Source organism: Bacillus aerius (genome assembly GCF_029894105.1).
GTDB classification, from domain to species: Bacteria; Bacillota; Bacilli; order Bacillales; family Bacillaceae; genus Bacillus; species Bacillus altitudinis.
This window is the reverse complement of the sequence record NZ_JARYHO010000001.1, coordinates 2,921,323-2,947,600: the sequence shown is the minus strand read 5'-3', so window position 1 is coordinate 2,947,600 and position 26,278 is coordinate 2,921,323. Positions and strand designations below refer to the sequence as shown.

At 41.8% G+C, this 26,278-nt stretch carries 30 protein-coding genes and 1 pseudogene; 24 read left to right on the top strand and 7 right to left on the bottom strand.

Translation table 11 applies throughout. The annotated features are described in order from the left end of the window. Positions 1-26: 26 nt before the first annotated feature. The gene (lipA, locus tag M2353_RS15340; RefSeq protein WP_008360456.1) at positions 27-923 is read left to right on the top strand and encodes a lipoyl synthase; all 897 of its coding nucleotides are present in this window, start codon (positions 27-29) and stop codon (positions 921-923) included. Between the two features lie 39 nt (positions 924-962). On the opposite strand, the gene M2353_RS15335 is transcribed toward lipA, so the two are convergent. Next, positions 963-1,598, bottom strand: coding sequence for a YhcN/YlaJ family sporulation lipoprotein (locus M2353_RS15335; protein ID WP_007500413.1), 636 nt, complete (start codon positions 1,596-1,598; stop codon positions 963-965). 120 nt (positions 1,599-1,718) lie between these two features. On the opposite strand from M2353_RS15335, the gene M2353_RS15330 reads away from it, so the two are divergent. The 3 genes from M2353_RS15330 to M2353_RS15320 are packed head-to-tail and all read left to right on the top strand — an operon-like array spanning position 1,719 to position 3,240. Then, complete coding sequence (locus tag M2353_RS15330; protein WP_008346837.1) at positions 1,719-1,994, top strand: YutD family protein; 276 nt, start codon at positions 1,719-1,721, stop codon at positions 1,992-1,994. A gap of 19 nt (positions 1,995-2,013) precedes the next feature. Next, positions 2,014-2,448, top strand: coding sequence for a DUF86 domain-containing protein (locus tag M2353_RS15325; RefSeq protein ID WP_017367989.1), 435 nt, complete (start codon positions 2,014-2,016; stop codon positions 2,446-2,448). Between the two features lie 21 nt (positions 2,449-2,469). Further along, positions 2,470-3,240: a TIGR01457 family HAD-type hydrolase gene (locus tag M2353_RS15320; protein WP_008346835.1), complete on the top strand. Its 771-nt coding sequence runs from the start codon at positions 2,470-2,472 to the stop codon at positions 3,238-3,240. A 42-nt stretch (positions 3,241-3,282) separates the two neighbouring features. On the opposite strand, the gene M2353_RS15315 is transcribed toward M2353_RS15320, so the two are convergent. Continuing rightward, positions 3,283-3,783 (bottom strand): phosphatidylglycerophosphatase A family protein, encoded by a 501-nt coding sequence (locus tag M2353_RS15315; RefSeq protein ID WP_024719755.1) that lies wholly within the window; start codon positions 3,781-3,783, stop codon positions 3,283-3,285. A gap of 113 nt (positions 3,784-3,896) precedes the next feature. Between M2353_RS15315 and yutH the strand changes: the two genes are divergently transcribed. The 6 genes from yutH to M2353_RS15285 all read left to right on the top strand — a co-directional run bounded on the left by yutH (position 3,897) and on the right by M2353_RS15285 (position 11,568). Beyond that, positions 3,897-4,937 (top strand): spore coat putative kinase YutH, encoded by a 1,041-nt coding sequence (gene yutH, locus M2353_RS15310; RefSeq protein WP_035389301.1) that lies wholly within the window; start codon positions 3,897-3,899, stop codon positions 4,935-4,937. A 74-nt stretch (positions 4,938-5,011) separates the two neighbouring features. Continuing rightward, a complete protein-coding gene (locus tag M2353_RS15305; RefSeq protein WP_284725661.1) occupies positions 5,012-5,980 on the top strand; it encodes a 2-hydroxyacid dehydrogenase in 969 nt (322 codons plus the stop codon). Between the two features lie 222 nt (positions 5,981-6,202). Beyond that, complete coding sequence (locus M2353_RS15300; RefSeq protein ID WP_024719752.1) at positions 6,203-7,504, top strand: homoserine dehydrogenase; 1,302 nt, start codon at positions 6,203-6,205, stop codon at positions 7,502-7,504. Further along, positions 7,504-8,565, top strand: coding sequence for a threonine synthase (gene thrC, locus M2353_RS15295; RefSeq protein WP_048002236.1), 1,062 nt, complete (start codon positions 7,504-7,506; stop codon positions 8,563-8,565). The genes M2353_RS15300 and thrC overlap by 1 nt, the downstream gene beginning before the upstream one ends. Continuing rightward, positions 8,562-9,494 carry a homoserine kinase gene (thrB, locus tag M2353_RS15290; protein WP_007500423.1) on the top strand — a complete coding sequence of 311 codons (933 nt, stop codon included), beginning with the start codon at positions 8,562-8,564 and terminating at the stop codon, positions 9,492-9,494. The genes thrC and thrB overlap by 4 nt, the downstream gene beginning before the upstream one ends. A 103-nt stretch (positions 9,495-9,597) precedes the next feature. Next, positions 9,598-11,568: a S9 family peptidase gene (locus M2353_RS15285; protein ID WP_284725660.1), complete on the top strand. Its 1,971-nt coding sequence runs from the start codon at positions 9,598-9,600 to the stop codon at positions 11,566-11,568. Positions 11,569-11,612: 44 nt separating this feature from the next. Here the strand turns inward: M2353_RS15285 and M2353_RS15280 are convergent. Then, positions 11,613-11,912, bottom strand: a pseudogene (locus tag M2353_RS15280) (NifU family protein). A gap of 121 nt (positions 11,913-12,033) precedes the next feature. On the opposite strand from M2353_RS15280, the gene M2353_RS15275 reads away from it, so the two are divergent. From M2353_RS15275 to M2353_RS15265, 3 genes are all read left to right on the top strand, one after another. Beyond that, complete coding sequence (locus tag M2353_RS15275; RefSeq protein ID WP_008346819.1) at positions 12,034-12,363, top strand: YuzD family protein; 330 nt, start codon at positions 12,034-12,036, stop codon at positions 12,361-12,363. 100 nt (positions 12,364-12,463) lie between these two features. Further along, positions 12,464-12,694, top strand: coding sequence for a WYL domain-containing protein (locus M2353_RS15270; RefSeq protein ID WP_008346816.1), 231 nt, complete (start codon positions 12,464-12,466; stop codon positions 12,692-12,694). 128 nt (positions 12,695-12,822) lie between these two features. Continuing rightward, positions 12,823-14,175, top strand: coding sequence for an IS1182 family transposase (locus tag M2353_RS15265; protein WP_284725659.1), 1,353 nt, complete (start codon positions 12,823-12,825; stop codon positions 14,173-14,175). 138 nt (positions 14,176-14,313) lie between these two features. On the opposite strand, the gene M2353_RS15260 is transcribed toward M2353_RS15265, so the two are convergent. Next, complete coding sequence (locus M2353_RS15260; RefSeq protein WP_039168948.1) at positions 14,314-15,381, bottom strand: NAD(P)/FAD-dependent oxidoreductase; 1,068 nt, start codon at positions 15,379-15,381, stop codon at positions 14,314-14,316. 255 nt (positions 15,382-15,636) lie between these two features. Here M2353_RS15260 and M2353_RS15255 point away from each other — a divergent pair, with 255 nt between their 5' ends. From M2353_RS15255 to erpA, 3 genes are all read left to right on the top strand, one after another. Further along, positions 15,637-15,873: a YuzB family protein gene (locus tag M2353_RS15255; protein ID WP_008346813.1), complete on the top strand. Its 237-nt coding sequence runs from the start codon at positions 15,637-15,639 to the stop codon at positions 15,871-15,873. A 270-nt stretch (positions 15,874-16,143) separates the two neighbouring features. Continuing rightward, the gene (gene dapF, locus M2353_RS15250) at positions 16,144-16,998 is read left to right on the top strand and encodes a diaminopimelate epimerase (RefSeq protein WP_160758029.1); all 855 of its coding nucleotides are present in this window, start codon (positions 16,144-16,146) and stop codon (positions 16,996-16,998) included. A 73-nt stretch (positions 16,999-17,071) separates the two neighbouring features. Next, positions 17,072-17,434 carry an iron-sulfur cluster insertion protein ErpA gene (gene erpA, locus M2353_RS15245; protein WP_017358921.1) on the top strand — a complete coding sequence of 121 codons (363 nt, stop codon included), beginning with the start codon at positions 17,072-17,074 and terminating at the stop codon, positions 17,432-17,434. A 122-nt stretch (positions 17,435-17,556) separates the two neighbouring features. On the opposite strand, the gene M2353_RS15240 is transcribed toward erpA, so the two are convergent. Continuing rightward, entirely contained in the window at positions 17,557-17,973 is a 417-nt protein-coding gene (locus tag M2353_RS15240; protein ID WP_024719747.1) for a hypothetical protein, read from the bottom strand. 198 nt (positions 17,974-18,171) lie between these two features. Between M2353_RS15240 and M2353_RS15235 the strand changes: the two genes are divergently transcribed. After that, entirely contained in the window at positions 18,172-18,378 is a 207-nt protein-coding gene (locus M2353_RS15235; RefSeq protein ID WP_008346803.1) for a hypothetical protein, read from the top strand. A gap of 46 nt (positions 18,379-18,424) precedes the next feature. Here the strand turns inward: M2353_RS15235 and yumC are convergent, their stop codons facing one another. Beyond that, entirely contained in the window at positions 18,425-19,423 is a 999-nt protein-coding gene (gene yumC / locus M2353_RS15230; RefSeq protein ID WP_079920600.1) for a ferredoxin--NADP reductase 2, read from the bottom strand. A gap of 390 nt (positions 19,424-19,813) precedes the next feature. Between yumC and M2353_RS15225 the strand changes: the two genes are divergently transcribed. From M2353_RS15225 to M2353_RS15210, 4 genes are all read left to right on the top strand, one after another. Beyond that, positions 19,814-21,031 carry an NAD(P)/FAD-dependent oxidoreductase gene (locus M2353_RS15225; RefSeq protein WP_160758061.1) on the top strand — a complete coding sequence of 406 codons (1,218 nt, stop codon included), beginning with the start codon at positions 19,814-19,816 and terminating at the stop codon, positions 21,029-21,031. 135 nt (positions 21,032-21,166) lie between these two features. Continuing rightward, positions 21,167-21,292, top strand: coding sequence for a YuiA family protein (locus M2353_RS15220; RefSeq protein ID WP_008346797.1), 126 nt, complete (start codon positions 21,167-21,169; stop codon positions 21,290-21,292). Between the two features lie 81 nt (positions 21,293-21,373). Beyond that, entirely contained in the window at positions 21,374-21,694 is a 321-nt protein-coding gene (locus M2353_RS15215) for a YuiB family protein (protein WP_003212933.1), read from the top strand. A gap of 99 nt (positions 21,695-21,793) precedes the next feature. Continuing rightward, positions 21,794-22,438: a 3D domain-containing protein gene (locus tag M2353_RS15210; protein WP_024719745.1), complete on the top strand. Its 645-nt coding sequence runs from the start codon at positions 21,794-21,796 to the stop codon at positions 22,436-22,438. 40 nt (positions 22,439-22,478) lie between these two features. Here M2353_RS15210 and M2353_RS15205 read toward each other — a convergent pair whose 3' ends face one another. Further along, positions 22,479-22,955 (bottom strand): divergent PAP2 family protein, encoded by a 477-nt coding sequence (locus tag M2353_RS15205; RefSeq protein WP_024719744.1) that lies wholly within the window; start codon positions 22,953-22,955, stop codon positions 22,479-22,481. Positions 22,956-23,033: 78 nt separating this feature from the next. Here M2353_RS15205 and M2353_RS15200 point away from each other — a divergent pair, with 78 nt between their 5' ends. From M2353_RS15200 to M2353_RS15190, 3 genes are all read left to right on the top strand, one after another. Next, on the top strand, positions 23,034-23,225 hold the full coding sequence (locus tag M2353_RS15200) for a hypothetical protein (protein WP_126268982.1): 192 nt from the start codon (positions 23,034-23,036) through the stop codon (positions 23,223-23,225). Positions 23,226-23,281: 56 nt separating this feature from the next. Then, positions 23,282-24,772: a leucyl aminopeptidase gene (locus M2353_RS15195; protein WP_008346787.1), complete on the top strand. Its 1,491-nt coding sequence runs from the start codon at positions 23,282-23,284 to the stop codon at positions 24,770-24,772. A 139-nt stretch (positions 24,773-24,911) separates the two neighbouring features. Further along, a complete protein-coding gene (locus M2353_RS15190; protein ID WP_024719743.1) occupies positions 24,912-26,240 on the top strand; it encodes a Na+/H+ antiporter family protein in 1,329 nt (442 codons plus the stop codon). The last annotated feature ends 38 nt before the right edge of the window (positions 26,241-26,278 follow it).

The following is a 26,278-nucleotide window of genomic DNA, read 5'->3' as shown; positions in this document are numbered from 1 at the left end:
AACGAATTCATATGGAGATGATGGAATTGGCAAAGAAGGAAGAGCACGTAAGAAAACCGGACTGGCTTAAAATTAAGCTGAATACGAATGAAAACTATACCGGTTTGAAAAAAATGATGCGGGAAAACAACCTGCATACCGTTTGTGAGGAAGCGAAATGTCCGAATATTCACGAATGCTGGGCAGTGAGAAGAACTGCTACATTTATGATCCTCGGATCTGTTTGTACGCGCGCATGCCGTTTCTGTGCGGTGAAAACCGGACTTCCTACTGAGTTAGACTTGCAAGAGCCAGAACGCGTGGCAGATTCAGTGGCTTTGATGAATTTAAAGCACGCTGTTATAACAGCGGTTGCAAGGGATGACCAAAAAGATGGCGGAGCAGGCGTATTTGCTGAAACTGTTCGTGCCATTAGAAGAAAAAGTCCATTCACAACAATTGAAGTTCTCCCTTCAGACATGGGTGGCAATTATGATAATTTGAAAACGTTAATGGATACACGCCCTGATATTTTAAATCACAATATTGAAACAGTACGCAGGTTAACACCAAGAGTTCGTGCACGAGCTACATACGATCGTTCATTGGAATTCTTGCGTCGTGCAAAAGAAATGCAGCCTGACATTCCAACGAAATCAAGCATTATGATTGGACTTGGTGAAACGAAGGAAGAAATCATTGAAGTCATGGATGATCTTCTTGCCAATAACGTTGACATCATGGCAATTGGTCAGTATTTACAACCTTCGAAAAAGCATTTGAAAGTGCAAAAATACTACCATCCAGATGAGTTTGCAGAGCTGAAGGAAATTGCCATGTCAAAAGGCTTTAGCCACTGTGAAGCTGGACCGCTTGTCCGTTCTTCTTATCATGCAGACGAACAAGTAAACGAAGCGTCTAAGAAGCGTCAGGCGCAAGCATAACAAAGAAAACGCCAGAGCTCTCTGGCGTTTTTTCTCGTATTAATTTTGGCCGTAAGGTGCGTTTCGTCTCATGGTCCGATCGGAATTCGTCATGCCATTGGCATCTTCTTTCGTTGAAATATCGCCGCCTTGAGGAGAGTATTTCATTTGTTGAATCGTTTTCGTTAAAATTTGATCAAAATCACGTGAATTGGTTTGAAGACGTGAAAAATTGGCAATGGATTGAAAGTGCTCTGGGTTATCAGAGACGTACACATGATAATAACGAGGGAGAACAGAAACCGCTGTTTTTTTCACTTGATCGGCTGATTCATCTCGGTTTTTGTTGCCTGTTCGATACACAATGAGGGCATCCTCGTCTGTGACAAGTGTTGCTGCATCCTTTATATTTGGCAGCTGAATGGCTAAACTTGTAATCACGTGGGCAAGATGCTCACGATTTAAAGCAGGGGTTCTTTCCTTCTGATCGGTTACTTGCTGGCGCTGATAACGAACATAGCCTGCTCGATTCGTATCTGCTTCTGGCATGTTGGAATTATTTCCTTCATGACGATCAGACAGGCGAATTGTCTTACTGGAAGAATCTTCATCCACTTGCCGGTTCATGCCTGATTGAAAGCCGCACCCGCCTAAAAGCATGCATAGGAGAATAGTGGCTGTCAGTTGTTTCATCATAAATGTGACCTCCTTTTTTCTTTAGCTTCGGCTAAATCGGAAAAAACATGCTTTAGCAATTGATGGAGTTGTTCCAATGAATTATCATTAAAGGTGGATCGTTTAAAAAGAGGTGAGAAGATGATCGTCATTCAGAATGCTACCTTTGATCTTGTCAGAGAAATCAAAGACGGCTTTGATGAGGAAGCGTTTAAAGCAAGGTACTCAGATATTTTAAATAAGTATGATTATATTGTGGGGGATTGGGGCTATAACCAGCTTAGGCTGAAGGGGTTCTTTGATGACCAAAACCAAAAGGCCACATTCGATACAAAAATCAGTACACTCGATGAATACATTTATGAATACTGTAATTTTGGCTGTGCCTATTTTGTCTTAAAGCGGATTAGAAAATAACGCAAAGGGGAGCGTCATGATGTATTTCGTAGACAGAAAGAAGATTGAAGAGACATTACGTTTTTTTGAGGAGCAATATAATTTGATGCGCAGCCATCAAACATGGTCAAGCCCTTTAGAAAAAAAAGCGCTGGAACGAATTGTTCATTTGCTCGTCGAATGTATTCTTGATACAGGAAATGATATGATTGACGGCTTTATCATGCGGGACCCAGGAAGCTATGACGACATCATGGATATTCTTGTGGACGAAAAAGTTGTACCAACAGAAGAAGGCACTCACCTGAAAAAACTGGTCTCGTGCCGTAAAACACTTGTTCAGCAATACCAAGAAGTGGTTCATCACGATTTGTTGCAGGTCATTAGTGAGGTAGAACAGGCGCTGCAAGTCTTCCCGAATCGAATTCGCACTTACTTGGAGCAGGAACTTGGACCAGTATCAGCGTTTAAATAAACCATTGGAGTTGTAAGCAGCATGAAATACAAAGGCTATTTAATTGATTTAGACGGGACGATGTATAAAGGAACAGAAAAGATCGAAGAGGCGGGGCAATTTGTTCACAAGTTAAATGAGTTGAACATCCCTTATTTGTTTGTCACGAATAACTCTTCGCGCACGCCGAAGCAAGTAGCAGAGAAACTGGTTTCATTCGATATTCCAGCAACGGAAGAACAAGTCTTTACAACAAGTATGGCAACGGCAAACTATATCGCAGAACAAAAGAAAGATGCCTCGGTGTATGTGATCGGAGAAGAAGGCATTCAGCAGGCCATCGAAGAAAAAGGCTTGTCGTTTGGTCAAGAAGACGCTGATTTCGTTGTCGTTGGAATAGACCGCGGTATTACATATGAAAAACTAGCGGTAGGAGCCATTGCGATCCGTCAAGGTGCACAATTTGTTTCAACAAATGGAGATATTGCCATTCCGACAGAAAGAGGGCTGTTACCTGGAAATGGATCGTTAACATCTGTGCTGACGGTTACGACAACAGTGCAGCCAACATTTATCGGGAAGCCAGAGTCTATCATTATGGAACAGGCCATGCGGGTGCTCGGGACAGATGTGTCAGAGACGCTCATGGTGGGCGATAACTATGATACGGATATTATGGCAGGGATGAATGCAGGGATGGATACACTGCTTGTCCATACAGGCGTCACGACAAAAGAGCTGCTTCAGAAATATGACAAACAGCCAACCTATGTCATTGATTCATTATCTGAGTGGATTGAACGATTATCTTAATGAAAAGAGGACAAGCGTCAGACGCACGTCCTCTTTTGTGTTTTATTCTGCATTTCTCGCACTATGTGCCAGTCTGCTTGATGCTGCCGCAGCAATAGCACCGACAATGTCATCTAAAAAGGTGTGGCATTCGCCTGAGGATTTATCGTTGAGTTTCCCAAGAATCCCTGGTTTTTCTTTATCGATATATCCGTAATTCGTAAAGCCGATGGAGCCATAAATATTAACGATGGCAAAGGATAAAATTTCATCCACACCATATAGACTTTCATCTGTTTCAAGAATAGATTGCAGCGGTTCTGTCAGCTTTTTTTGCTCAGCGAGAACATCTAGTTCAACGCCTGTTAAGATGGCATTTTGGACTTCACGTTTTGCGATGACACGTTCCACATTGTGGATGCACTCTGTCATGTCTAAGCCAGGATGATATTTTTCCTGTAAAAAGAAGACAAGGTCTGCTATATCTTGAATGGTTACGCCTCGTTCTTGTAAACGGCGTCTTGCTGTTTTTTCTACTTCGTTCATCTCATGATGATGCGGCATGTTCCTCACCCAATCCTCGTAATTTGTCCACAACGTGTGAAATAGCTTCGGATAGTAAATAGTATTCATAAATCCCTCAACCTGCGACTACGATATGATAAGAGACTGATTTTATGAACGCAGGTGAAATCATGAAAGAAACCATTTATCACACATTTGGTATTGATGTGCGTCAATTTATGCCATATGGCAGTTATCAGAGCTTTCAAACGGCGAAAGCTCTCTTCATCATTGTTCCCGTGTCTCATTTGCGAGAAGAAGAACTCACAGAGCTTTATCATATCAGTCAGTATTTACTGAATGACGGTGACCCATACGTTGCCGTGTTTGAATTAACAAACGAAGAGAAACCGACTTTTACCCATGGAAAAGAACTGTACGCTCTATTAAAGGCAGCACCGCGGGTTACAAGCCGCTCATTTCAGCACGCATCAGAGCTGGCGGCCTTTCATGTCAGGGGGAGAGGATTTCCTTATGAGGTGTCTGAAACAAAACGTGTCGGAGCTTGGAAGGAATTATGGGCAAAACGGTTAGACCAGCTGGAAGGCTTTTGGATGCAGCAAATGCATCAAAAACCACTTGAACGATTTGAAAAGAAATTTATTGAATCCTTTCCGTATTATCTCGGATTAACGGAAAATGCCATTCAATATTTAGTGGATACAGAGCTTGATGATGAACCAAAAGAATGTGATTCAGGAACTGTTTGTCATCAGCGCTTTTCACGTATGACCTGGCCACATGAGCAGCCGCTTCGTTTACCTGTTGACTGGGTATTTGACCATCCAACAAGAGATATCGCAGAATATTTAAGAGAAACCTTTGTCCAGCATAAGGAGGATTTAATTGAAGAGGGATTTTCCTTTTTGCAGCAATATGAGCAGGTTACGCCTCTTTCATCATTTTCAAAGCGTCTGCTGTACAGCCGTCTTCTGTTTCCGCTTCATTATTTTGAAATTGTCGAAGGTTATTATATGTCAGGAGAAAATGAAAAATCTTATTATGAAGAACGATTAGATTACGTTTTAAATGATGCGAACCGCTACGAATATTTTCTCAAGGTGTTTCAAGAATTGAGTGCTATGCGCAGCGGTGGGCATCTCATTCCTCCTGTTGGATGGATTCATCAATCCGCTGATTTGAAGTTTCAGTGAACAGACGAAACGTCTCTTTTCTCTTGAGGCGTTTTTCGTTATGCTTAAAGAAATCAACCAAAGGAGTGTTCTTCTTGACGAAACCTTATGTCTATATCACAAGAAAGCTTGATGAAACAACACTTACACCATTAAAAGAAGTCGCTCATATTGACATGTGGACGAGCGAGGATGAGCCGTGTCCAAGAGAAGAGTTAGAAAAACAAGCGGCTCAAGCAGATGGGCTGCTCACGATGCTGTCAGATCAAGTAGATGAGGTACTTTTATCAAATGCTCCAAATCTAAAAGTGGTCGCGAATCTCGCGGTCGGCTATGACAATATTGATCTAAAGGCAGCTAAAAAGCACGGGATCACGGTATGTCATACACCGGACGTCTTAACAGAATCGACGGCTGATTTAGCCTTTGCGCTTTTGATGGCGTCAGCAAGACGAATTGTCGAAGCGAGTGATTGGATTAAGGATGGGAACTGGACAGGCTGGGGGCCGCTTCTTCTAGCCGGTGCTGATGTGCATCATAAAACGTTAGGGATTGTCGGAATGGGCAGTATTGGAACCGCACTGGCCAAGCGGGCAAAAGGTTTTGATATGAATGTTCTGTATCATAATCGTTCAAGAAAGCCAGAAGCAGAAGCGCAACTAGGTGTGACCTATGCCGCATTTGATGAGCTGCTTACGCAGTCTGATTTCATCGTTTGTTTGACGCCTTTAACGCCTGAAACGAAAGAAATGTTTAATAAGAAAGCATTTGAGCAGATGAAGAACACGGCTTACTTCATCAACGTTTCCAGAGGGCAGACGGTAGACGAAGATGCTTTATATGATGCTGTCACGACAGGAAAAATTGCAGGAGCAGGTCTGGATGTATTTAGCAAGGAGCCAGTCAGCCCAGATCACCCGTTAACGACATTACCAAATGTGACAGTGCTTCCTCATATCGGAAGTGCAAGTGTTGAAACGAGAAAAAACATGATGCAATTATGTGCTGAAAATATTGCGCTTGTCCTGCAAAATCAGCAAGCCAAAACGCCAGTTCAGGCGTAATCTCAAGCTTCCCGGCTTCGGGAGCTTTTCTCACAAAAATATTTTGAAAATATAGAATCTTGATATAAATAGCTGTTAAGCGGTTTCATTCTCATATTCTCTTATTTTATTACCTTGTCAAAATGAGGATACCCCTTTATAATGTGTGTACATTGAATGTCTGTGTTAGGTTAACAAATGTCTTTTTAGAGAGGACATTTACGGAGAAAGGTGGAATTTCAGGTGAAGGCAATTCGAGTTGGACTACTAGGATTAGGAACAGTGGGGAGCGGTGTCGTTAAGATTATTCAAGATCATCAGGATAAATTAATGCACCAGATCGGCTGTCCGGTATTAATACAAAAAGTGCTTGTGAGCAATCCCGATAAAAAAAGAGATGTGGATGTGGCAAGAGAGGTCTTCACAACTGAAGTATACGATGTGATTCGAGATCCAGAGATCGACGTCATTATTGAAGTGATGGGCGGCATTGAAGAGACAAAACAATATTTAATAGATGCACTAAATGAGAAGAAGCATGTCATTACAGCCAACAAGGATTTAATGGCGCTATATGGCACAGAGCTTTTACATGTAGCAAAAGAAAACGGCTGTGACCTTTACTATGAAGCAAGTGTCGCAGGTGGGATTCCGATTTTGCGTACACTAGAGGAAGGTTTAGCCTCTGACCGCATCACAAAAATGATGGGAATCGTGAACGGGACAACGAACTTTATTTTAACAAAAATGAATGTCGATAAAAGCGCGTATGAAGATGTATTAAAAGAAGCACAGGATCTTGGCTTTGCAGAAGCAGATCCGACGGCGGATGTAGAAGGACTGGATGCGGCAAGAAAGATGGCCATTCTGGCAAGACTCGGCTTTTCTATGAATGTAGACTTAGAGGATGTGAAAGTGAAAGGCATCTCTGACATCTCGGACGAGGACATTAATTTCAGTAAACGTTTTGGCTATACAATGAAGTTGATTGGAATTGCCCAAAGAGACGGAGAGAAAGTGGAGGTCAGCGTACAGCCAACTTTACTTCCTGATCATCACCCGTTATCTTCCGTCAACAATGAATTTAATGCTGTCTATGTTTACGGAAGTGCTGTCGGAGAAACGATGTTTTACGGACCTGGAGCAGGCAGCCTGCCAACGGCAACAGCTGTTGTCTCAGATTTAGTCGCTGTTATGAAAAACATGCGTCTTGGTGTGAATGGCAGTGGATTTATTGCACCGCAATTTGAGAAGAAAATCAAATCATCATCCGAAGTATTTGCTCAGCAATTTTTAAGAATACATGTGAGAGATCAAGTCGGGGCTTTCTCCCGCATTACATCGATTTTTTCTGAAAGAGGCATCAGCTTTGAAAAGATCCTTCAGCTTCCTGTCAAAGGGCATGATGAGCTTGCTGAAATTGTGATTATTACACATCAGACATCAGAAGAAGATTTCTCAAATATCCTGCAAACATTAAACGATCTCGACGTGGTGGTTCAAGTGAAGAGCACGTACCGAGTAGAAGGGAACGGTTTAAGCTGATGAAGTGGAATGGACTCATTGAAGAATTTCAAGAATTCTTACCAGTAAACGAACACACACCTAAACTAACATTAAATGAAGGAAACACACCGCTGATTCATCTCGCAAAGCTATCTGAAAAGCTTGGGATTGAACTTCATGTGAAAACAGAAGGCGTCAACCCTACAGGTTCTTTTAAGGATCGCGGGATGGTCATGGCCGTCGCAAAGGCAAAAGAAGAAGGCAATGATACGATCATGTGTGCATCGACAGGGAATACGTCTGCAGCAGCAGCAGCTTATGCGGCGCGCGCTGATATGAAATGTATTGTCATCATTCCAGATGGAAAAATTGCCTTCGGTAAGCTGGCGCAGGCTGTCATGTACGGAGCAGAGATTATTGCCATTGACGGCAACTTTGATGATGCGCTGAAAATTGTCCGCAGCATCTGTGAAAAAGCACCGATTGCACTTGTTAACTCCGTCAATCCATACCGAATTGAAGGACAAAAAACAGCGGCATTTGAAATCTGTGAGCAGCTAGGCTCCGCACCGGACGTACTGGCGATTCCTGTTGGAAATGCGGGGAATATTACAGCGTACTGGAAAGGCTTCAAAGAATATCATGAGAAAAAAGGCACGGGACTGCCAGTCATGCGTGGTTTTGAAGCAGAAGGAGCTGCAGCCATCGTTCGAAATGAAGTCATTGAGCAGCCAGAAACAGTCGCAACAGCCATTCGCATCGGAAACCCTGCAAGCTGGAAGCAAGCTGTAGCGGCGGCAGATGAATCAAACGGGAAAATTGATGAAGTGACAGATGAAGAAATTCTTCATGCCTATCAATTGATCGCACGTGAAGAAGGTGTGTTTGCAGAGCCAGGCTCTTGTGCATCAATTGCAGGTGTACTCAAACAAGTGAAATCTGGAGAAATTAAGCCAGGCAGTAAAGTCGTCGCTGTACTAACAGGAAACGGATTAAAAGATCCGAATACGGCGATTGATATTTCACATATCAAACCGGTCACACTGGATGCAGATGAAGATCAAATTCTGGAACATTTAGAAAAGGCCGCACGCGTATGAGTAACGCCTCCATGCTTTTTTCAATCACAGTACCGGGAAGCACTGCCAACTTAGGACCAGGCTTTGACTCAGTCGGAATGGCGCTCAGCCGCTATTTAAAGCTATCGGTCTATGACCATGATAGCTGGCTGTTTGAAGCAGAAACAGATGTCGTGTCTGGTATTCCATCAGGCACCGATAACCTGATCTACCAAACAGCTAAAAAGGTCGCAGATGACTTTGGAAAAACACTCCCGCCTGTTCATGTCAAAGTGTGGAGTGATATTCCATTAGCAAGGGGGCTGGGCAGCAGCGCTGCTGCTATTGTCGCCGCTATTGAGCTCGCCAATCAGTTGCTTGAATTAAAGATGACCGATGATCAGAAGCTCTTTTTTGCAAGTGAGGTAGAAGGTCATCCAGATAATGCGGGTGCCTCTTTATTCGGTGGTTTACTCATCGGTCTTCATGAAGAAGACAAGACACATGCCGTTAAAGTACAGCATGTGGATGTAGATGTCGTCGTCGTGATTCCTTTTTATGAAGTGCTCACAAAGGATGCCCGTGATGTCCTGCCAGAGGATTTTTCCTATAAACAGGCCGTGAGTGCGAGTGCTGTGAGTAACGTCCTTGTCGCCGCCTTAATGACGCAGAACTGGCCGCTTGTAGGGGAAATGATGAATAAAGATTTATTTCATCAGCCATACCGCACGATGCTTGTCCCAGAGCTGTCCAAGGTGGAGCACGTTGCTTCATTAAAAGGCGCGTATGGAACGGCATTAAGCGGTGCTGGGCCGACTATTTTGACCTTAGTGGAAAAAGGGAAGGGAGAAGCGCTGAAAAAGCAGCTTGCCCAAAATTTCCCGCATTGTGAAGTGGATGTACTGACGGTGCCGGTAGAAGGTGTCGTCGTCGAGCATCATTCTGTGAATCAAATGAAGAACGTGCTGTGAAGACGCACGTTCTTTTTTTATCCTTGTTTTTCATAACAAAAGCAGGGATTATTATTTAGAGAAGCGAACTATTTTTTGATACATAAAAGGGGGCGATCTATTGATGAAGAAATTGATAACAGCAGAGGATTTAACACAAATCGTGTCTGTTTCTCATCCAGTTTATTCACCAGATGGAAAAAAGGCTGTTTTTACAAAAGTAACGGTGAATGAAAAAAAGGATGATTACAATATTCATTTATGGGTTCGAGATGAAGAGACAGGGGAGCTGTCTCAATGGACATTTGATGATGGGAAGCATCATCAGCCAGCATGGTCAAAAGACGGAAAGCAGCTTGCGTTTATTTTGCAGAAGCCAAAGGAAGTCCCCCAGCTCGCACTCATTCAGAGCGATGGCGGCGGCATTCGTACCTTAACGAATATTCCTTACGGCGTCTCTCAACCTGTATTTTCACCGGATGGAGCGTTCATTTATGCAGCGGTCTCATTAAAACAAGAAGAATCTGTTCATGATGAAAAAAAAGAAGAGCGTGATGACTTTGCTCCGGCCGTATATGATGATTTGACTTATAAAGCAGATGGCAGAGGCTTTTTAGACGGGCGTCTGACGCAAATTGTAAAAATCGATGTCCGTTCCGGCGAGGTAGAGATGCTTACGAGTGAGCCGCATCATCATGTGAATCATGTCATCTCTCCTTGCGGGAAGTGGCTTGCGTATATTCAGTCAAATCCTCAGACGTTTTACATAAGTGATATCTGTCTCCTTTCCTTAGAGGACGGTACATCCAAGAAAATCACCCAATCAACAGGCGCTTACACGACTGTATCATTTTCTCCAAATGGAGAAAGCCTTTTGTACATTGGACACGAACGTGAATTTGAAAATGCGACCATCCTGTCATTGTGGCTGCATGACCTGAAGGAGAAAAAGACCGTTCAATTGTCAGAAATGCTCGATATGTATGTAGGAAACTGTATGGCAGGGGATAGTGTTATGGGTGAGGCCAATCAGCTTCCACAATGGACAAAGGATAGTCAGGGGTTTTATGCGCTTGTTTCTGATCAAGGGAGTACCGGAATTTATTATTTCTCTATTGAAGGCTTAGCCTATCCCGTTCGTTTAGAGGCAGAACATGTGACGAATTTCAGTCTTCATCCAGACGAATCAAAAATACTGATCAGCCGTCTTTCACCTGTCTCGCCTAGTGAGCTGTATGAGCTGACTTTAGGGGAATCCTCACTCAAGCAAATCACGTTTGAGCATGATGACTTTCTAAAGGAACATGTCATATCCGAACCTGAACCAATTTCTTTCCAGTCAAAAGAAGGAGACGTTGTACATGGCTGGTTGATGAAGCCTGCTCAGATGGAAGAGGGGAAGACATATCCACTAATCTTAGAAATTCATGGCGGGCCGCATGCGATGTACGGTCATACGTATTTTCATGAATTTCAAATGCTTGCCGCTGAAGGGTATGCGATTGTGTACATCAATCCTCATGGCAGTCATGGGTACGGACAGATGTTTACAAACCGTGTAAGAGGCAGCTATGGTGATGTTGATTATGAGGATGTCATGCTGGCTGTTGATCATGTGCTCGAAGCCTATGATTTTATTGATGAAACAAGGCTTGGCGTAACGGGCGGAAGCTATGGCGGTTTTATGACCAACTGGATTGTCGGACAGACAGACCGTTTCCGTGCAGCTGTTACACAGCGTTCCATCTCGAACTGGATTAGCTTTTATGGCATCAGTGATATCGGTTATTTCTTTACAAAATGGCAGATTGATGGGGATATTTATGATTCTGTTGATAAGCTATGGGATCGTTCGCCGCTAAAGTATGTAAAACAGGTGAATACACCGCTTCTCATCCTGCACAGTGATGAAGACTACCGCTGCCCAGTCGATCAAGGAGAACAGCTTTTTGTGGCATTAAAGGAGCTTGGAAAAGACACGAGATTAGTCAAATTCCCGAAGGCCTCTCATGATTTATCGAGAAGCGGCCACCCTGGGCAGCGTATTCAAAGACTGACCTTTATTCAAGAATGGTTTAGAGAGAAGTTATCCTAATTAAAAAACGACCCAGTAAGGGTCGTTTTCATGTCATATATGAATTAGAAAACCTGTTCAACTTCTACAACGCCAGGTACTTCTTCTAATAATGCGCGCTCAATACCGGCTTTCAATGTAATGGTTGAACTTGGGCAGCTGCCGCATGCACCAAGAAGGCGTAATTTCACAATGCCATCTTCAATGTCTACAAGCTCACAGTCTCCACCATCACGTAATAGAAATGGACGAAGTTTGTCCAGTACTTCCTGTACTTGGTCTTTCATTTCGACTTCAGTCATTAGATATAATCGCTCCTTTCACAACATATCACCATTATATTCATCTGGACGATAAAAATCTATTGATTGGTTTCAAAGTTTCCTTCTCATTATAGCACAATCTCATCTTGAAACAAAAAGTGATTTTGACTTTTTTCATACAGAAAATTCAGCTAAAATAAAGAAAGAATGGGGGGCTTGTCAAATGAACAAAACCGTTGACCTTTATGTATATGGAAGAGATGTCCTGTGCGCTAGTTGCGTGAATCTGCCTTCTTCAAAAGATACATTTGAGTGGCTAGATGCAGCATTAAAACGAAAATATCCAAATCAGCCGTTTCGCATCACATATATCGATATTGAGCACCCGCCTGAAAACGAACGCCAAAAAGAATTATCTGAACGAATTCTTGATGATGAATTCTTTTATCCGCTTGTCCTTGTTGAGGATCAAATTGTAGGAGAGGGCAATCCGAAATTAAAAGATATTTATCAAGAAATGGAGAAATACGGGTACGAAGAGAGCAGTGAATGAGCTGTTCTTTTTTTAGAAAAATAAATCGAACAAACGTTCCTTTTTAGGTTGATTTAGAACGTTTGTTCGTATATAATGAGATGAAAGGAGCGTGAGCATCATGAATTATTTACTAAAACAATCTCTTCATCAACAAATACCGATTGATATGATTTATATGAAGAAAAATGGAGAGTGCTCGAAACGAAAAATCATTGTACATCGTCAAACTGAACAGTTCATACAAGCGTATTGTTTATCGAAGAAGACGATCAGAACGTTTCGTAAAGACTGCATCCTTGCGCTTGCTCCTATCAAAGTGAACCATCCATCGGCACATGCCGTTTCATAATAAAAGCTCCTTCATTAGAAGGAGCTCAGGCTGTCGAGAAAATCTCGACAGCTTTATTTTTTCCCTTAAATTTTCCACTACCCCATTTTATAATAGAGAAAAGCATACTAAAGGAAGGTGTTTTTCTCATGTTCCACACTAGAAATTCTTCTCAGCACGAAGCCGAATTTGTATTACTAGATCAACTGGTCGAAGAGGATCACCTGCTTCGTAAAATTGATCAGTACATTGATTTTTCATTTATCGTAGATAAAGTAAGACCGTATTATAGCGAGAATAAAGGTCGTCCTTCTCTTGATCCACTTATTTTGTTCAAAATGATGTTTATCGGATACCTGTACGGTATCCGTTCTGAAAGACAACTTGAAAAAGAAATTTACTATAACATGGCGTATAGATGGTTTTTAGGTTTGAACATCAATGACCCCGTTCCTCATCACTCGACCATTAGCTGGAATCGTCGTACTCGATTCAAAGATACAACGATTTTTCAAGACATTTTCGACGAGATTGTGCTTCAAGCTATCAATCATGATATGGTAGGAGGCCGCGTTCTTTTTACTGATTCAACTTATCTTAAAGCCAATGCCAATAAACATAAATATATGAGAAAAACGATTGAACAAGATACCCAGAACTATATAAATGATTTAGAAGAAGCGATCCAAGAAGATCGGGTGGCACACGGAAAAAAGCCCTTAAAGGTAAAAGAGGGGGTGAAAACGGAAAAAGACATTCGTCAAAGTACGACTGATCCTGAAAGTGGCTATCTTTATCGTGAAAACAAACCGGAAGGCTTTTTCTACCTAGACCACCGTACAACGGATATGAAGTACAATATCATCACGGATGCCCACATCACGCCCGGTAATGTCCATGATTCTGTTCCGTATCTTGATCGGTTGGATCACCAAATCGCACGATTTGGTTTTCAAGTAGAAGCTGTTGCCCTTGATTCTGGTTATTTGACGACCCCAATCTGTAAAGGTTTATCTGATCGCCGTATTTTTGGTGTCATCGCACATAGACGTTTTCATCCAACAAGAGGACTATTCGAGAAGTGGAAATTCAAGTATGACTCTGAACACGATCAATACATATGCCCGAATGGTGAAAAGCTTTTATATACCACGACTGATCGAAAAGGTTATAGGTTCTACAAATCAGATCCTAAAAAATGCACATCGTGTCCTTTCCTTGAAAACTGCACAAGATCTAAAAATCATCAAAAAGTCATCTCAAGACATGTGTGGGAGGAACATAAAGAAAAGATCAGGCAAAATCGTCTGTCTGCCGCTGGAAAAGAGCTATATAAAAAAAGAAAAGAAAAAATAGAGCGAAGCTTTGCAGATTCAAAACAACTGCATGGGCTTCGCTACTGCCGGTTGAGGGGAAAACAAAATGTGAGTGAGCAAGTTCTTCTCACAGCTGCCTGTCAGAACATGAAGAAGATTGCCACACATCTAGCGAAGCTAGGTTAGGTGTGTGGGAGGCCTTTTTCATTCAATCTCATCCATCATCATTACGATGAAAATAAAAAAGATTGTAGAAAAACATGAGTTTCTCTACAATCTGAGCTCCTTCATTAGAAGGAGCTTTGAGAAAAAATTCACATCATTTTATCCATTGTGATGCTTGTACATCCAAAGAAGTCCAGATTTTAAGAGTCTTGGAACACGACCAACAAGCGGGCGATCCGCTACTAAGCCAAAGCCGGCTTTTTTCCCTAAAGAGCCGAGTACGCCTTTTAACTTAAACTGCGGGTAAGCCTCAGGAAGCGGCTCGTTCTTCCAGCGTTTCTGTAGAGATTGCACAATTTGCTCTGCCTGTGCCTCGGCAAGCTGTGCACTTGGTGCGTGCGGCAAGCTTGCGCAGTCACCTACGACATAGACATGCTCATCTCCAGGGAGATTGTGATGAGGAGTTAAGACGACACGGCCTTGGGCGTCTTTTTCAACATCCATATCTCGCACGACTTTACTTGGCTGAATTCCTGCTGTCCACACGATGACATCTGCTTCAATGGCATCGTCATGGTTGTACACAACTCCTTCTTCAACCTTCGTAATATTGGCGCAATTAATGATCTTTACATCATTTTCTTCAAACCATTTTTGTACATATAAACTTAATCTTTTTGGGAAACTGGAAAGAATCAGTTCTCCGCGGTCAAAAAGAATGATGTTTAAATCAGAACGGCTTTCACGCAGTTCACTGGCCAGCTCTACCCCGCTAAGTCCAGCACCGACGATACCAACCGTTGCACCTGCACTCAAATTGTTTAATTTGTTATACGTATGTCTTGACTGATCAATGGTTTGAATGCTGTATGTATGTTCTTTCGCACCAGGGACATTGTGATACTTGTCCTCACAGCCGAGTCCGATTACCGTATCATCATATGGAATCGGTTCACGGTCGCTAAATAAGATCTGTTTGTTTTCAATATCAATTTTTTCTACTTCCCCGTATTGAATATCCAGCTTTGGATGCTCTGGAAAAGATACTCGAATGTGATGATCAGAGATCGTTCCAGCAGCAAGTGCATAATATTCTGTTTTTAAACAGTGGTAAGGATTTCGATCAATTAATGTGATAGTAACATCATCAGGTAATTGATTTGGCAATAAGCGGTGGAGAACCCGCATATTCCCGTAACCTCCGCCGATCAAGACTAAATTTTTCATGACGATTCTCCTTTTCCCCCTAGACATTGAAAAACACTTATACTAAAAAACTTTAAGTTAAAATACCAAATAAAATTATATCGAATTTACTGTGAAACCACAATAATTGTTTCAAAATAACCTACATATTCATTACTTAGTCCTAAATAGTAAAACATTTTACGAGGAATAGGCGTAACGATTTATTGAAGCTCATGTTTTGACTAATAGAAGGAATTTCGGTAGGATAGTAAGGCAAATGTGAGGTGAAGCACAGTGTTTCCACTGATCGAATTTTGTGTAAGTAATCTTGCACAAGGGTCTCAAGAAGCAAAAGAGAAACTTGAAAAAGACCCAAACTTAGATGTAATGGAATACGGTTGTTTAAGCTACTGCGGCAAATGTATGGACTCCCCATTTGCCCTTGTGAATGGAGAATTTGTTTCTGGAGAAAATGCAGAGCAGCTAGTTGAGCGTATTTATGCTTTTATAGAGGAAAACGACATGTTTTAAATGCATCGCATGGGTCATGAGGTGCATTTTTTTCATATATTCAGTTTCCGTTTTTTAGGGGAAAATGTAGAAAGCGCATCCAATATGTTATGCTAATAAAATATCATCAAAATGAAGCATCACACGAGAGAAAAAGAGGCATATGCATAATAAAAGCCCTTTGCCATGGCAGCAAAGAGCTTCTATGTATGAAAAACGGGGGATGATAAGATTGTCTCCTGAATCGACTCCTTTTATACTATAAAGAAACAACATTTTTGGAGGACGCTCATGACATCATTTCAATTCACGAAAATGCACGGACTAGGAAACAATTATATATACGTCAATCAGATGAAGGAACAGCTTCCAGAAGAGCAGTTATCAGAGATAGCAATTCAGGTTTCTTCTGTTTACACAGGAATCGGTTCTGACGGAATGATCCTCATTTGTCCATCAGATGTTGCACCTGTGAAGATGCGCATTTTCAACAATGATGGATCAGAGGGCAAAAACTGCGGTAACGGTCTGCGTTGCGTTGCAAAATATGTGTATGAGCATCAAATCGTAACAGACACAACGTTTAAGATTGAGACATTGTCAGGACTCGTTGAGGCGACCGTTCATGTGCAGGATGGTCACGTTCAGTTAGTGACAGTAGATATGGGTAAACCTCGTTTTGAAAAAGAAGCGATGCCGATGCTTGGTGAACCGGCCAGTACAACGATTAATGAACCGCTTGATTTTGGCACGACGACCTTAAATGGAACAGCTGTTTCAATGGGGAATCCCCATATCGTTTTCTATTTAGAAGACATTGAACAGGCGCCCCTCGATTCGCTTGGGCCAATCATTGAAAAGCATGACATGTTTCCAGAAGGCGTCAATGTAGAATTTGTTGAACGCGTCAGTGAAACGGAACTGCATTTCCGCGTGTGGGAAAGAGGATCAGGGATTACGCAAGCGTGCGGAACAGGAGCATGTGCTGCGGCTGTATCAACGATTGTGAATGGACATGCGAAAAAAGAAACGGATATGACCGTTCATCTAGCTGGCGGAGACCTCATCATTCGCTGGAAAGACAATGACCACGTGCTGATGACAGGACCTGCTGAAACAATTTGTGACGGCACATTCTATCTCTAAACCATTTATTTGAGAAAAGGCAACATCACGTTTATAATTGAAAAGAAACATCCAGTCAAAAGGAGGGATGATCGTGAGTACACCAGTAACGATTACAGAAGCTGCTGCATTGCAGATTAAAGATATGATGAAAGAACATGAAGAAGAAAATGCGTTCCTACGAGTGGGCGTAAAAGGCGGCGGCTGCAGCGGTCTTTCATACGGAATGGGCTTTGACCATGAAGTTTCTGAGAAAGACACGCAGTTCGAACAGCAGGGCATCAAGGTCCTTGTCGACTCCGAAAGCCTTGATATCATGAACGGCACCATCATTGATTTCAAACAATCACTAATGGGCGGCGGTTTCACGATTGACAATCCGAACGCGATTGCGTCATGCGGATGCGGTTCTTCGTTTAGAACAGCTACGAATACCGGTACGCCGGAAGAGTGTTAACAACTGATCATGGATAATCATAAGCCTCCTTGTTCGTTTGTTCTTGTAAACAACACGAATGAGGAGGCTTTTTGTTTGAAGAGGAAAGGTGACCAAAAAAGACACTCATTCCGCATCTCTTTTTATATAGCTTCTTCTATTTTCAATAGTTCTTTATCCAAGACATCCACCAACTCTTGGGTGCTAAACATATAGATCACCACTTCTTTATTGCCATCTTCCACATGGACTTCAATTTCAATTTTAATCTTTGCTGGTTTTTCATGGTACACCACTTCAAAGATGCCCATTCTTTTTGTTTCATTGTTTTTATTCATTTTTTGAACGTTGGTGAGTATCTGTTTGATTTCTTGATCACTCAAACCAGCATCTAAAATCGAAGTAGACACATGTGTTAAAAAAGGTTCTAGCTGATCAACATCCATATTCAATCCGGCAGCGAATTGAGCATAATGTTTGTTATAGTCTTTTGCAAACACTTCTACTGAGCCGCCAATCATCAGTAACAAGCTTAAACTAATCATGAAACGCTTTATCATCTTTCCACCTATCCTTCATGACGATCTTCTACTTCCTATATCGGCTGAACCAATCAAACCTTCATTGATTCCATTCCTTCTTAATTTGTAAATCGCTCAATTTTGTTACAGCTTGTCCTCACAACTGGCTATTTCCACTCGAAAAGAGTATCATGAGAACCAAACATAAACTGTCATCAGAAAAGAGGTTGCTGAGGTTTGAGTGAACAAATCAATTGCAGGAACTGTCATGAACTGATTCCGTATCGTTCAAAAACATGTCCATCTTGCGGGATAGACAAGCCGCTTCCGAAAAAGGAACGTGTGAAGGATCGGGTGATTTTGGTTGTGGCAGGAATTGTTGTGGTGTTACTCGCTGCAATGGTACTTGGAATGGCGAATGCCTATATTGGGATTTTTAAATAAACAAAAAAGGAGTTCCGCAGATGGAACTCCTTTTTTTGATCCGTTCTTATTTATTTTCAAATAAGCTTGTGGAATGAAGCGGCTGTACACGAGCTTTCGGGTCCATGTAAGCTTTCGCGTTGTTCACAGCAGTTGGTGCTTCACCAAATCCGCTTGCGATTAATTTGACTTTTCCTTCATACGTACAGATGTCTCCTGCCGCATAGAAGCCTTCGATATTGGTTTCCATTGTGGATTTGACCACGATAGAGTTCTTTTCGATTTCAAGGCCCCATTGTTTGATTGGTCCAAGGGAGGAAACAAAACCGAAGTTGACGATCACATCGTCCACATCTAGTACTTGCTTTTTATCGCCTTTCACTTCTTCAAGCACAATTTGTTCAATGCGGTCTTCTCCAATGAGCTCAGTTGGCACAAATGGTGTCAGCACATTGACTTTCGAGTTGTGCAAGTTTTCTACACTGTGCTCATGTGCACGGAATTTATCACGACGGTGAATAATCGATACTTCTTTTGCGATTGGCTCAAGCATCAGTGCCCAGTCAACCGCAGAGTCTCCGCCGCCAAGAACAGCAACACGTCTGCCAGCGAATTGGTTCAAGTCATTGATGAAGTAATGCAGGTTGCTTCCTTCAAATGATTCTGCTGCACTTAGCTCAAGCTTTCTCGGTTGGAATGCACCGTTACCAGCTGTAATGATGATCGTTTTCGAATAATGAACCTCTTGATTCGTAACGAGTTTGAAGATACCGTCTGCTTGTTTTTCAACCGTTTCCACAGCTTGCTCTAAGCAAATGGTTTGATCAAATTTATCCATTTGTTCCTTTAAATTATCAACTAATTCTTGTGCGCGGATTTTTGGGAAACCAGCCACATCATAAATGTATTTTTCAGGGTAAAGAGCGGATAGTTGACCGCCGAGCTGAGGAAGGCTTTCAATGATTTTCACACTTGCCTGTCTCATGCCTCCGTAAAACGCAGTAAACAATCCGACTGGGCCGCCCCCGATAACGGTAATGTCATATACCTTAGAATCTTCTTGCATTCCTTAATCCTCCCAAATGAAAATTGTTATCACTATATCATATCATACCACATATCGTCGTTTGACTTGTTTTGAAAAACTTGTCGTTTTTTGATGCCGATGCTGTGAAAAGGGGAAAAAAGAGAGAAAGACCGTTTATCCTAAGGATTTTCAGTTTAAAGCCTTGAAAAAAGGAGCAGAACTCGCTATTATTGTTAAGGGAACTAAATATTAATTTTTTATGAATTTTTGTCGGATACGGTCAAATGCTTTCGTTTTTTGTAGGTGAAAGTTCAGATTTTCACATACTTATTTTTTTGTTTAAATTTCATAAAATGCCGCAAAGCGGTTGAGAATAACGATATGTAATTCTTTATCCGTTTTACAGCAAATTTAAAAAAGGTGGATGTGATTCCAGTGAATAAACCGAAAATCGTTGTACTAGGTGCAGGTTATGGCGGATTAATGACTGTAACAAGATTAACAAAACAGCTTGGCACAAATGATGCGGACATTACTCTTGTGAACAAGCATAATTATCATTACGAAACAACATGGTTACATGAAGCAAGTGCAGGTACTCTTCATCATGACCGTTGTCGTTATCAAATCAAAGATGTGATTAACAGTTCCCGTGTCAACTTTGTACAAGCAACAGTTGAAAGCATTAATAAGGAAGAGAAGAAAGTTGTGACATCAGATGGCGAACTTTCTTATGACTACCTTGTTGTTGCGCTTGGTGCTGTTCCTGAAACATTTGGTATTGCAGGACTGAAAGAATATGCATTCTCAATCTCTAACATCAACTCTGCTCGTCAGCTTCGTGAGCACATTGAACTTCAATTTGCGACATATAATACGGAAGCTGAAAAGCGTCCAGAGCGTCTGACAATCGTTGTCGGCGGTGCAGGCTTCACAGGTATTGAGTTCCTTGGTGAGCTTGGAAACCGTGTACCTGAGCTTTGCAAAGAGTATGATATTGATCAAAAAGACGTGCGTATTATCTGTGTAGAAGCTGCACCAACAGCTCTTCCAGGATTTGATCCTGAATTGATCGACTATGCGATGAACTACCTTCAAGGTAAAGGTGTTGAGTTCAAAATCGGTACAGCGATCAAAGAATGTACGCCTGAAGGCATCATTGTTGGAAAAGACGATGATACAGAAGAAATCAAAGCTGAAACTGTTGTATGGGCTGCTGGTGTACGTGGTAACCCAATCGTTGAAGAAGCTGGATTTGAAAACATGCGCGGCCGCGTAAAAGTGTCTCCAGATCTTCGTGTACCAGAAAATGAAGATGTATTCATCATCGGTGACTGCTCATTAATCATCAATGAAGAAATTAATCGTCCATACCCACCTACTGCACAAATTGCGATGCAGCAAGGTGAAACAGTAGCGAAAAACCTTGCAGCACTAGTAAAAGGTGGCACGCTTGAAAGCTTTAAGCCAGACATCAAAGGAACAGTTGCTTCTCTTGGTGAACACGACGCTGTAGGTGTTGCGTTTGGTAAAAAACTTCAAGGAACAAAAGCTTCTGCTATGAAAAAAATCATCGACAACCGTTCATTATTCATGGTTGGCGGACCAGGACTTGTTCTGAAAAAAGGAAAATTCAAGTTCTTCTAAACTGATATAGACAAAAACGTGTATCCCTGTGGTACACGTTTTTTAATGTTTGACGGAATATTTTCTCACTTGGTACTGGACAGAAAAATATGTTATGATGAATTATCAGAAAATTTAGATTAAGGAGTGAGCAATATGAATGCACAAACGAAAGAAAAAAAGTCAACTTGTCAGTATTGTTCAGGAAAAGGATATTTTCAGTTATTGCTCGGCGGATCAGAAACATGTGAGGAATGTAAAGGGACAGGAAAGAAGCATTAATCTTACGGCTTTTTCCATTGATTGACTTCATCTCTATTTCCAAGTTAAACTAATGATGGGATATTTGGGGGTGGAGATGAAGTGATCAGTTTACCAGTCGTTATCATTTCAGTTATTTTATTTTTCGTGTTATTCTTCGGCATTGGCTTTTTGCTGAATATGCTGCTGAGAATGTCATGGATTATGGCAATTTTATATCCAATTGTATGCCTTTTCATTATCAATAATCAAAAGATGATCGCTTATGTAAGAGAACCAGGCATTGCTTTTTCCGGGATAGGAGACCGCATCGTTTCTCTTGCTGCGGCAGATATCATTATTTTATTAAGTGGTCTAATTGGTGCCATTGCCTCAGGTTTTGTCATCAATGCTCTTCGTAAAAGAGGCTATCAAATGTTTTAACTCACTTGTCTACACGCAAGTGGGTTTTTTTGTTTCTCCTTTGCATAGTTTCCATTTTGTTTGGAAACAAATAGATGGGTAGAGGAGTGACAAATAGAAATGAAAACATGGATGAAACGATTGTTCATGACAGTTCTGTTTATGCTTGCCTTGATGACAAGCTTTACGGGCATATCTGGCGTAGAACCAAGTGATTTAGCTGCATGGGTGAAAGAGACCGATGCCGGTAAGCACGTATCTTCTTTTTTAAAGCATCCAAAAAGGCAGACGATGGCGGTGAAAAGTGACGATTTGCGTGCTGTTTCTCTCGAAGAAGCATTTAATTGGAACGATTATCCGAAGCAAAAGGTTGTCGCCACAGGTTATACAGCAGGTGTAGAATCAACAGGTAAGACGAAAGAACATCATGCATATGGCATTACATATTCAGGCGTCAAAGTAAAACGTGATTTATATTCAACCGTGGCAGCGGACCCATCTGTCTTTCCGATAGGAACTGTCCTGTTTATCCCCAATTATGGTTATGGTGTGGTCGCAGATACTGGGAAAGCGATTAAAGGTCATAAGCTTGATTTATATTATGAAACGGTTGATGATGTGTATAGAGAATGGGGTAAAAAAGTGCTGGACGTTTATGTGATTAAAAAGGGTGAAGGAACGCTGACAGAAAAAGACTTAAATCAGTTGAATGAAGCAGAATCGATGCAAGTGTTCCGGCAGCAGTTTCAAGCCAATAAAGAATAAAAAAGCTTTGGATCTCAAAAGGTCCAAAGCTTTTTCGTTTCTACATGAAGTAATAATCTAAGATGAGTGTGAGCAAAATTCCTGTTAAGCCGCCGAAGAAGACTTCAATCGGCTTATGCCCAAGAAGCTCTTTCAATTTCTTTTGCTTCTCTTTTTCTTCCGCACTTGGGAAGTTCTTTGCCTCGGCAACAAACCGGTTAAAATCTGTGACCAGTTTGTTCAGGACAGTTGCCTGTTCTCCTGCCTGTCTGCGAACACCTGTCGCATCAAACATCGTAATAATGGCAAAGATGGCGGAAATGGCAAAAATAGATGTTCCTAGCCCGTGCTCTAAAGCAACTGCTGTTGAGAGTGCTGTTACTGCTGCGGAGTGTGAACTTGGCATTCCGCCTGTGCTTGTAATGAGCGACCAATCTAGTCGTCTAGAAATGATAAATTGAATCGGTACTTTTACAAATTGTGCAAAAAAGATGGCTGCAAGGCTGGCAAGCAGCGGAAAATTCGTCAGTACGCTCATGAACAAGAAACATCCTCTCTTTAAGAAAAAATAACGTGCGAAATGATAAAGTATTTACCCTAGTAAGATAAAAAAATGATGGCAGTAAGAACTGTTGCCAAGTCCATGTTCATTATAACATTAAAGAAAGTAGATGTGGAACGAGGAGACCATGGACAGGCTGCTATTGATCGCTGCCGCTTTTTCATGATGCCCTTCCGCGTGCCAAAATATAAATGTTCTTCAAGGGAAGACAGGCTGGCAATGATCGTATCAGCACATAAATTTTGATATAATAGAAGTTCCAATGTGAAATATGGAGTTCATTGAAGGAGCGTGTGATAAATATGTTTTTCTCGACAAATGAGTTGCAACATAAAGATACACTGGCCATCGGACTTTTTCAAAAGAGCCAATTATCAGGAAAAGCAAAAGAAATGGATGAGTTACATGGAGGAAGAATCACTGAATTATTAAAAGAAGGCGATATTTCGTCCAAGCGAAATCAGCTTTCGAAATTTTTCCCATCTCCTGAAACCGGCATTAAACGTATTTATTTTGTCGGGCTTGGGAAGGAGTCAGATTACACGTTTGAAGAGGCAAAGGAAGTGTTTGCGCATTTATTTAAAAAGCTTCATCAAGATAAAAAGCAAGCAGTTTCGGTTTTGCTTGATACATTCACAGGAAAGGATCTGCCTGTTCAAGATGCAGCCCATGCCCTTTCTGAAAGCTGCCTTTTAGCTACATATGAATTACAAGATTTTAAACATAAAACGAATGAACCGGATCGCTTTATCGAATTTGTTTATGCAACGACGGATCATGATGCTGCCGAAATTCAGGCAAGTTTGAAAGTGGGCGAAGTCTACGGACAATCGGTCAATTCGGCTCGTACACTTGTGAATATGCCGCCGAACATGCTCACGTCCTCTGATCTTGCATCCTATGCGGCAGAGCTTGCTTATAAATATGAATTCGAGATTGAAATTTTAGATAAAGAACAAATGGAAGAGCTCGGAATGGGCGGTATTCTAGCCGTTAATAGAGGCTCAACAGAACCACCGAAGCTGATTGTATTGAAATATCAAGGCAAGGAAGAATGGACAGACGTCATCGGCCTTGTCGGTAAAGGGATTACGTATGATACAGGTGGGTATTCCTTAAAGCCAAGAGCAAGTATGGTGGGGATGAAAACTGATATGGGCGGCTCAGCCTCTGTTTTAGGCGCAATGGAAATCATCGGTGAACTTCGTCCAGAGCAGAATGTCATTGCGGTCATCGCCTCAACAGATAATATGGTCTCAGCAGATGCGATGAAGCCAGATGACGTCATTGTCTCACTAAGCGGCAAAACAATTGAAGTGCTTAACACGGATGCAGAAGGTCGTCTTGTTTTAGCAGATGGTGTGACCTATGCGAAGCAGCATGGTGCCTCTGTGCTTGTGGATGTTGCGACACTAACAGGCGGTGTCATTGTAGCACTTGGGAATGAGACAACAGGCGTGATGACCAATAACGATGAACTGTATGCCCAGTTTAAAGAGGCATCAGAAGAATGTGGGGAAATGATTTGGCAGCTACCAATCACCGAAAAAGATAAAAAACGAGTAAGAAACAGCAAAATGGCTGATCTGAATAACTCACCAGGTCGTGATGGTCATGCGATCATGGCAGGTGCATTTATCGGAGAATTCGCTGAAGACACCCCTTGGGTACACTTAGATATTGCAGGAACTGCCACGACAGAAAAGCCTTCATGCTTTGGTCCAACAGGAGCAACAGGTGTGATGGTCAGATCATTAGCAACATTTGTGGAACGATTTGAACCGAAGAAATAAAGACAGAAGCTCTGCCAGTTGGCAGAGCTTTTTATGTAGGACATACGCCATTTGACGAAGTAAATTTTCTATGGTAACATACGTTGGTACTTTAATTATCTACTACATTAGTAAACTAAAGGGTTTCGGAGGTTTCACCATGAATGCAGTTGTTTTAGCGGTTGTTTTAATGTTGATATTAAGCTTGCTGCGGGTCAATGTCGTGATTGCGTTGGCACTTGGCGCTTTAGCGGGCGGACTTGCAGGTGGATTAGGTCTAGGGGGAACAGTTCAAGCGTTCACTGACGGTCTTGGCGGAAATGCGACAGTGGCGATTAGTTACGCACTATTAGGTGCATTCGCAGCCGCACTGACGAAAACGGGTCTTCCTGATGCCATGGTCGAAGGAGCTGTGAAGCTTCTTGGAAAAGAAGGCGATTCAAGAAGAAAAACATTATCAAAAGTGCTCATTATTCTGGTCATTTTGATTGTATCTTGTTTTTCTCAAAACGTTGTTCCTGTTCATATTGCCTTTATTCCGGTCTTAATCCCGCCATTATTAAAGGTGTTTAACGAGCTTCAAATTGACCGCAGACTGCTAGCATGTGTGATGACTTTCGGACTTACTGCACCATATATTTTACTTCCGGTCGGTTTTGGACAGATTTTTCACGGAATGCTTCGTGACAACATGAAAGATGCAGGTTTAACAGTGAATTTAGCAGACATTCCGTATGCGATGCTGATTCCTGTAGGCGGCATGGTTGTTGGCTTGATCGTTTCACTCTTTGTCTATCGTAAGCCAAAAACATATGAGAATCGTGACATTACGGATGTAGAAAAATCAGCATATACAAAAAAGAGCTTATTCTTTGCTGGACTTGCGATCCTTGTATCACTTATTGTTCAGTTATATCTCTCTCAAAGCCTTGGAGTCGAAGGGATGATCTTCGGTGCGCTTGCAGGCTTGCTTGTCTTGTTTGTAACTGGAATGATGAAACGTGATGAAGCAGATGCGCTGATTACATCTGGCATGAACATGATGGCATTTATCGGATTTGTCATGCTTGTTGCAGCTGGATTTGCCAATGTTTTAACGAAAACAGGAGATATTGAATCTCTCGTCAAGGCGTCTTCTCAATTTATCGGAAACAGCCAAAGCTTAGCGGCTATTTTAATGCTATTGGTGGGTCTGCTAGTGACAATGGGCATTGGCTCATCATTTGCAACGATTCCGATTATTACGACGATCTTTGTCCCGCTTTGTTTACACTTAGGATTCAGCCCGATGGCGACTATTGCGATTATTGGTTCAGCTGCGGCGGTAGGAGATGCAGGTTCACCTGCAAGCGACAGTACACTTGGACCAACATCTGGACTGAATATGGATGGACAGCATCACCACATTTGGGGTACATGTGTCCCAACATTCGCCTTTTATAATATCCCGCTCGTCTTGTTCGGCTGGCTTGCGGCAATTATGCTATAAATGAAAAAAGGTTCCTTACTCATAGAGTAAAGGAACCT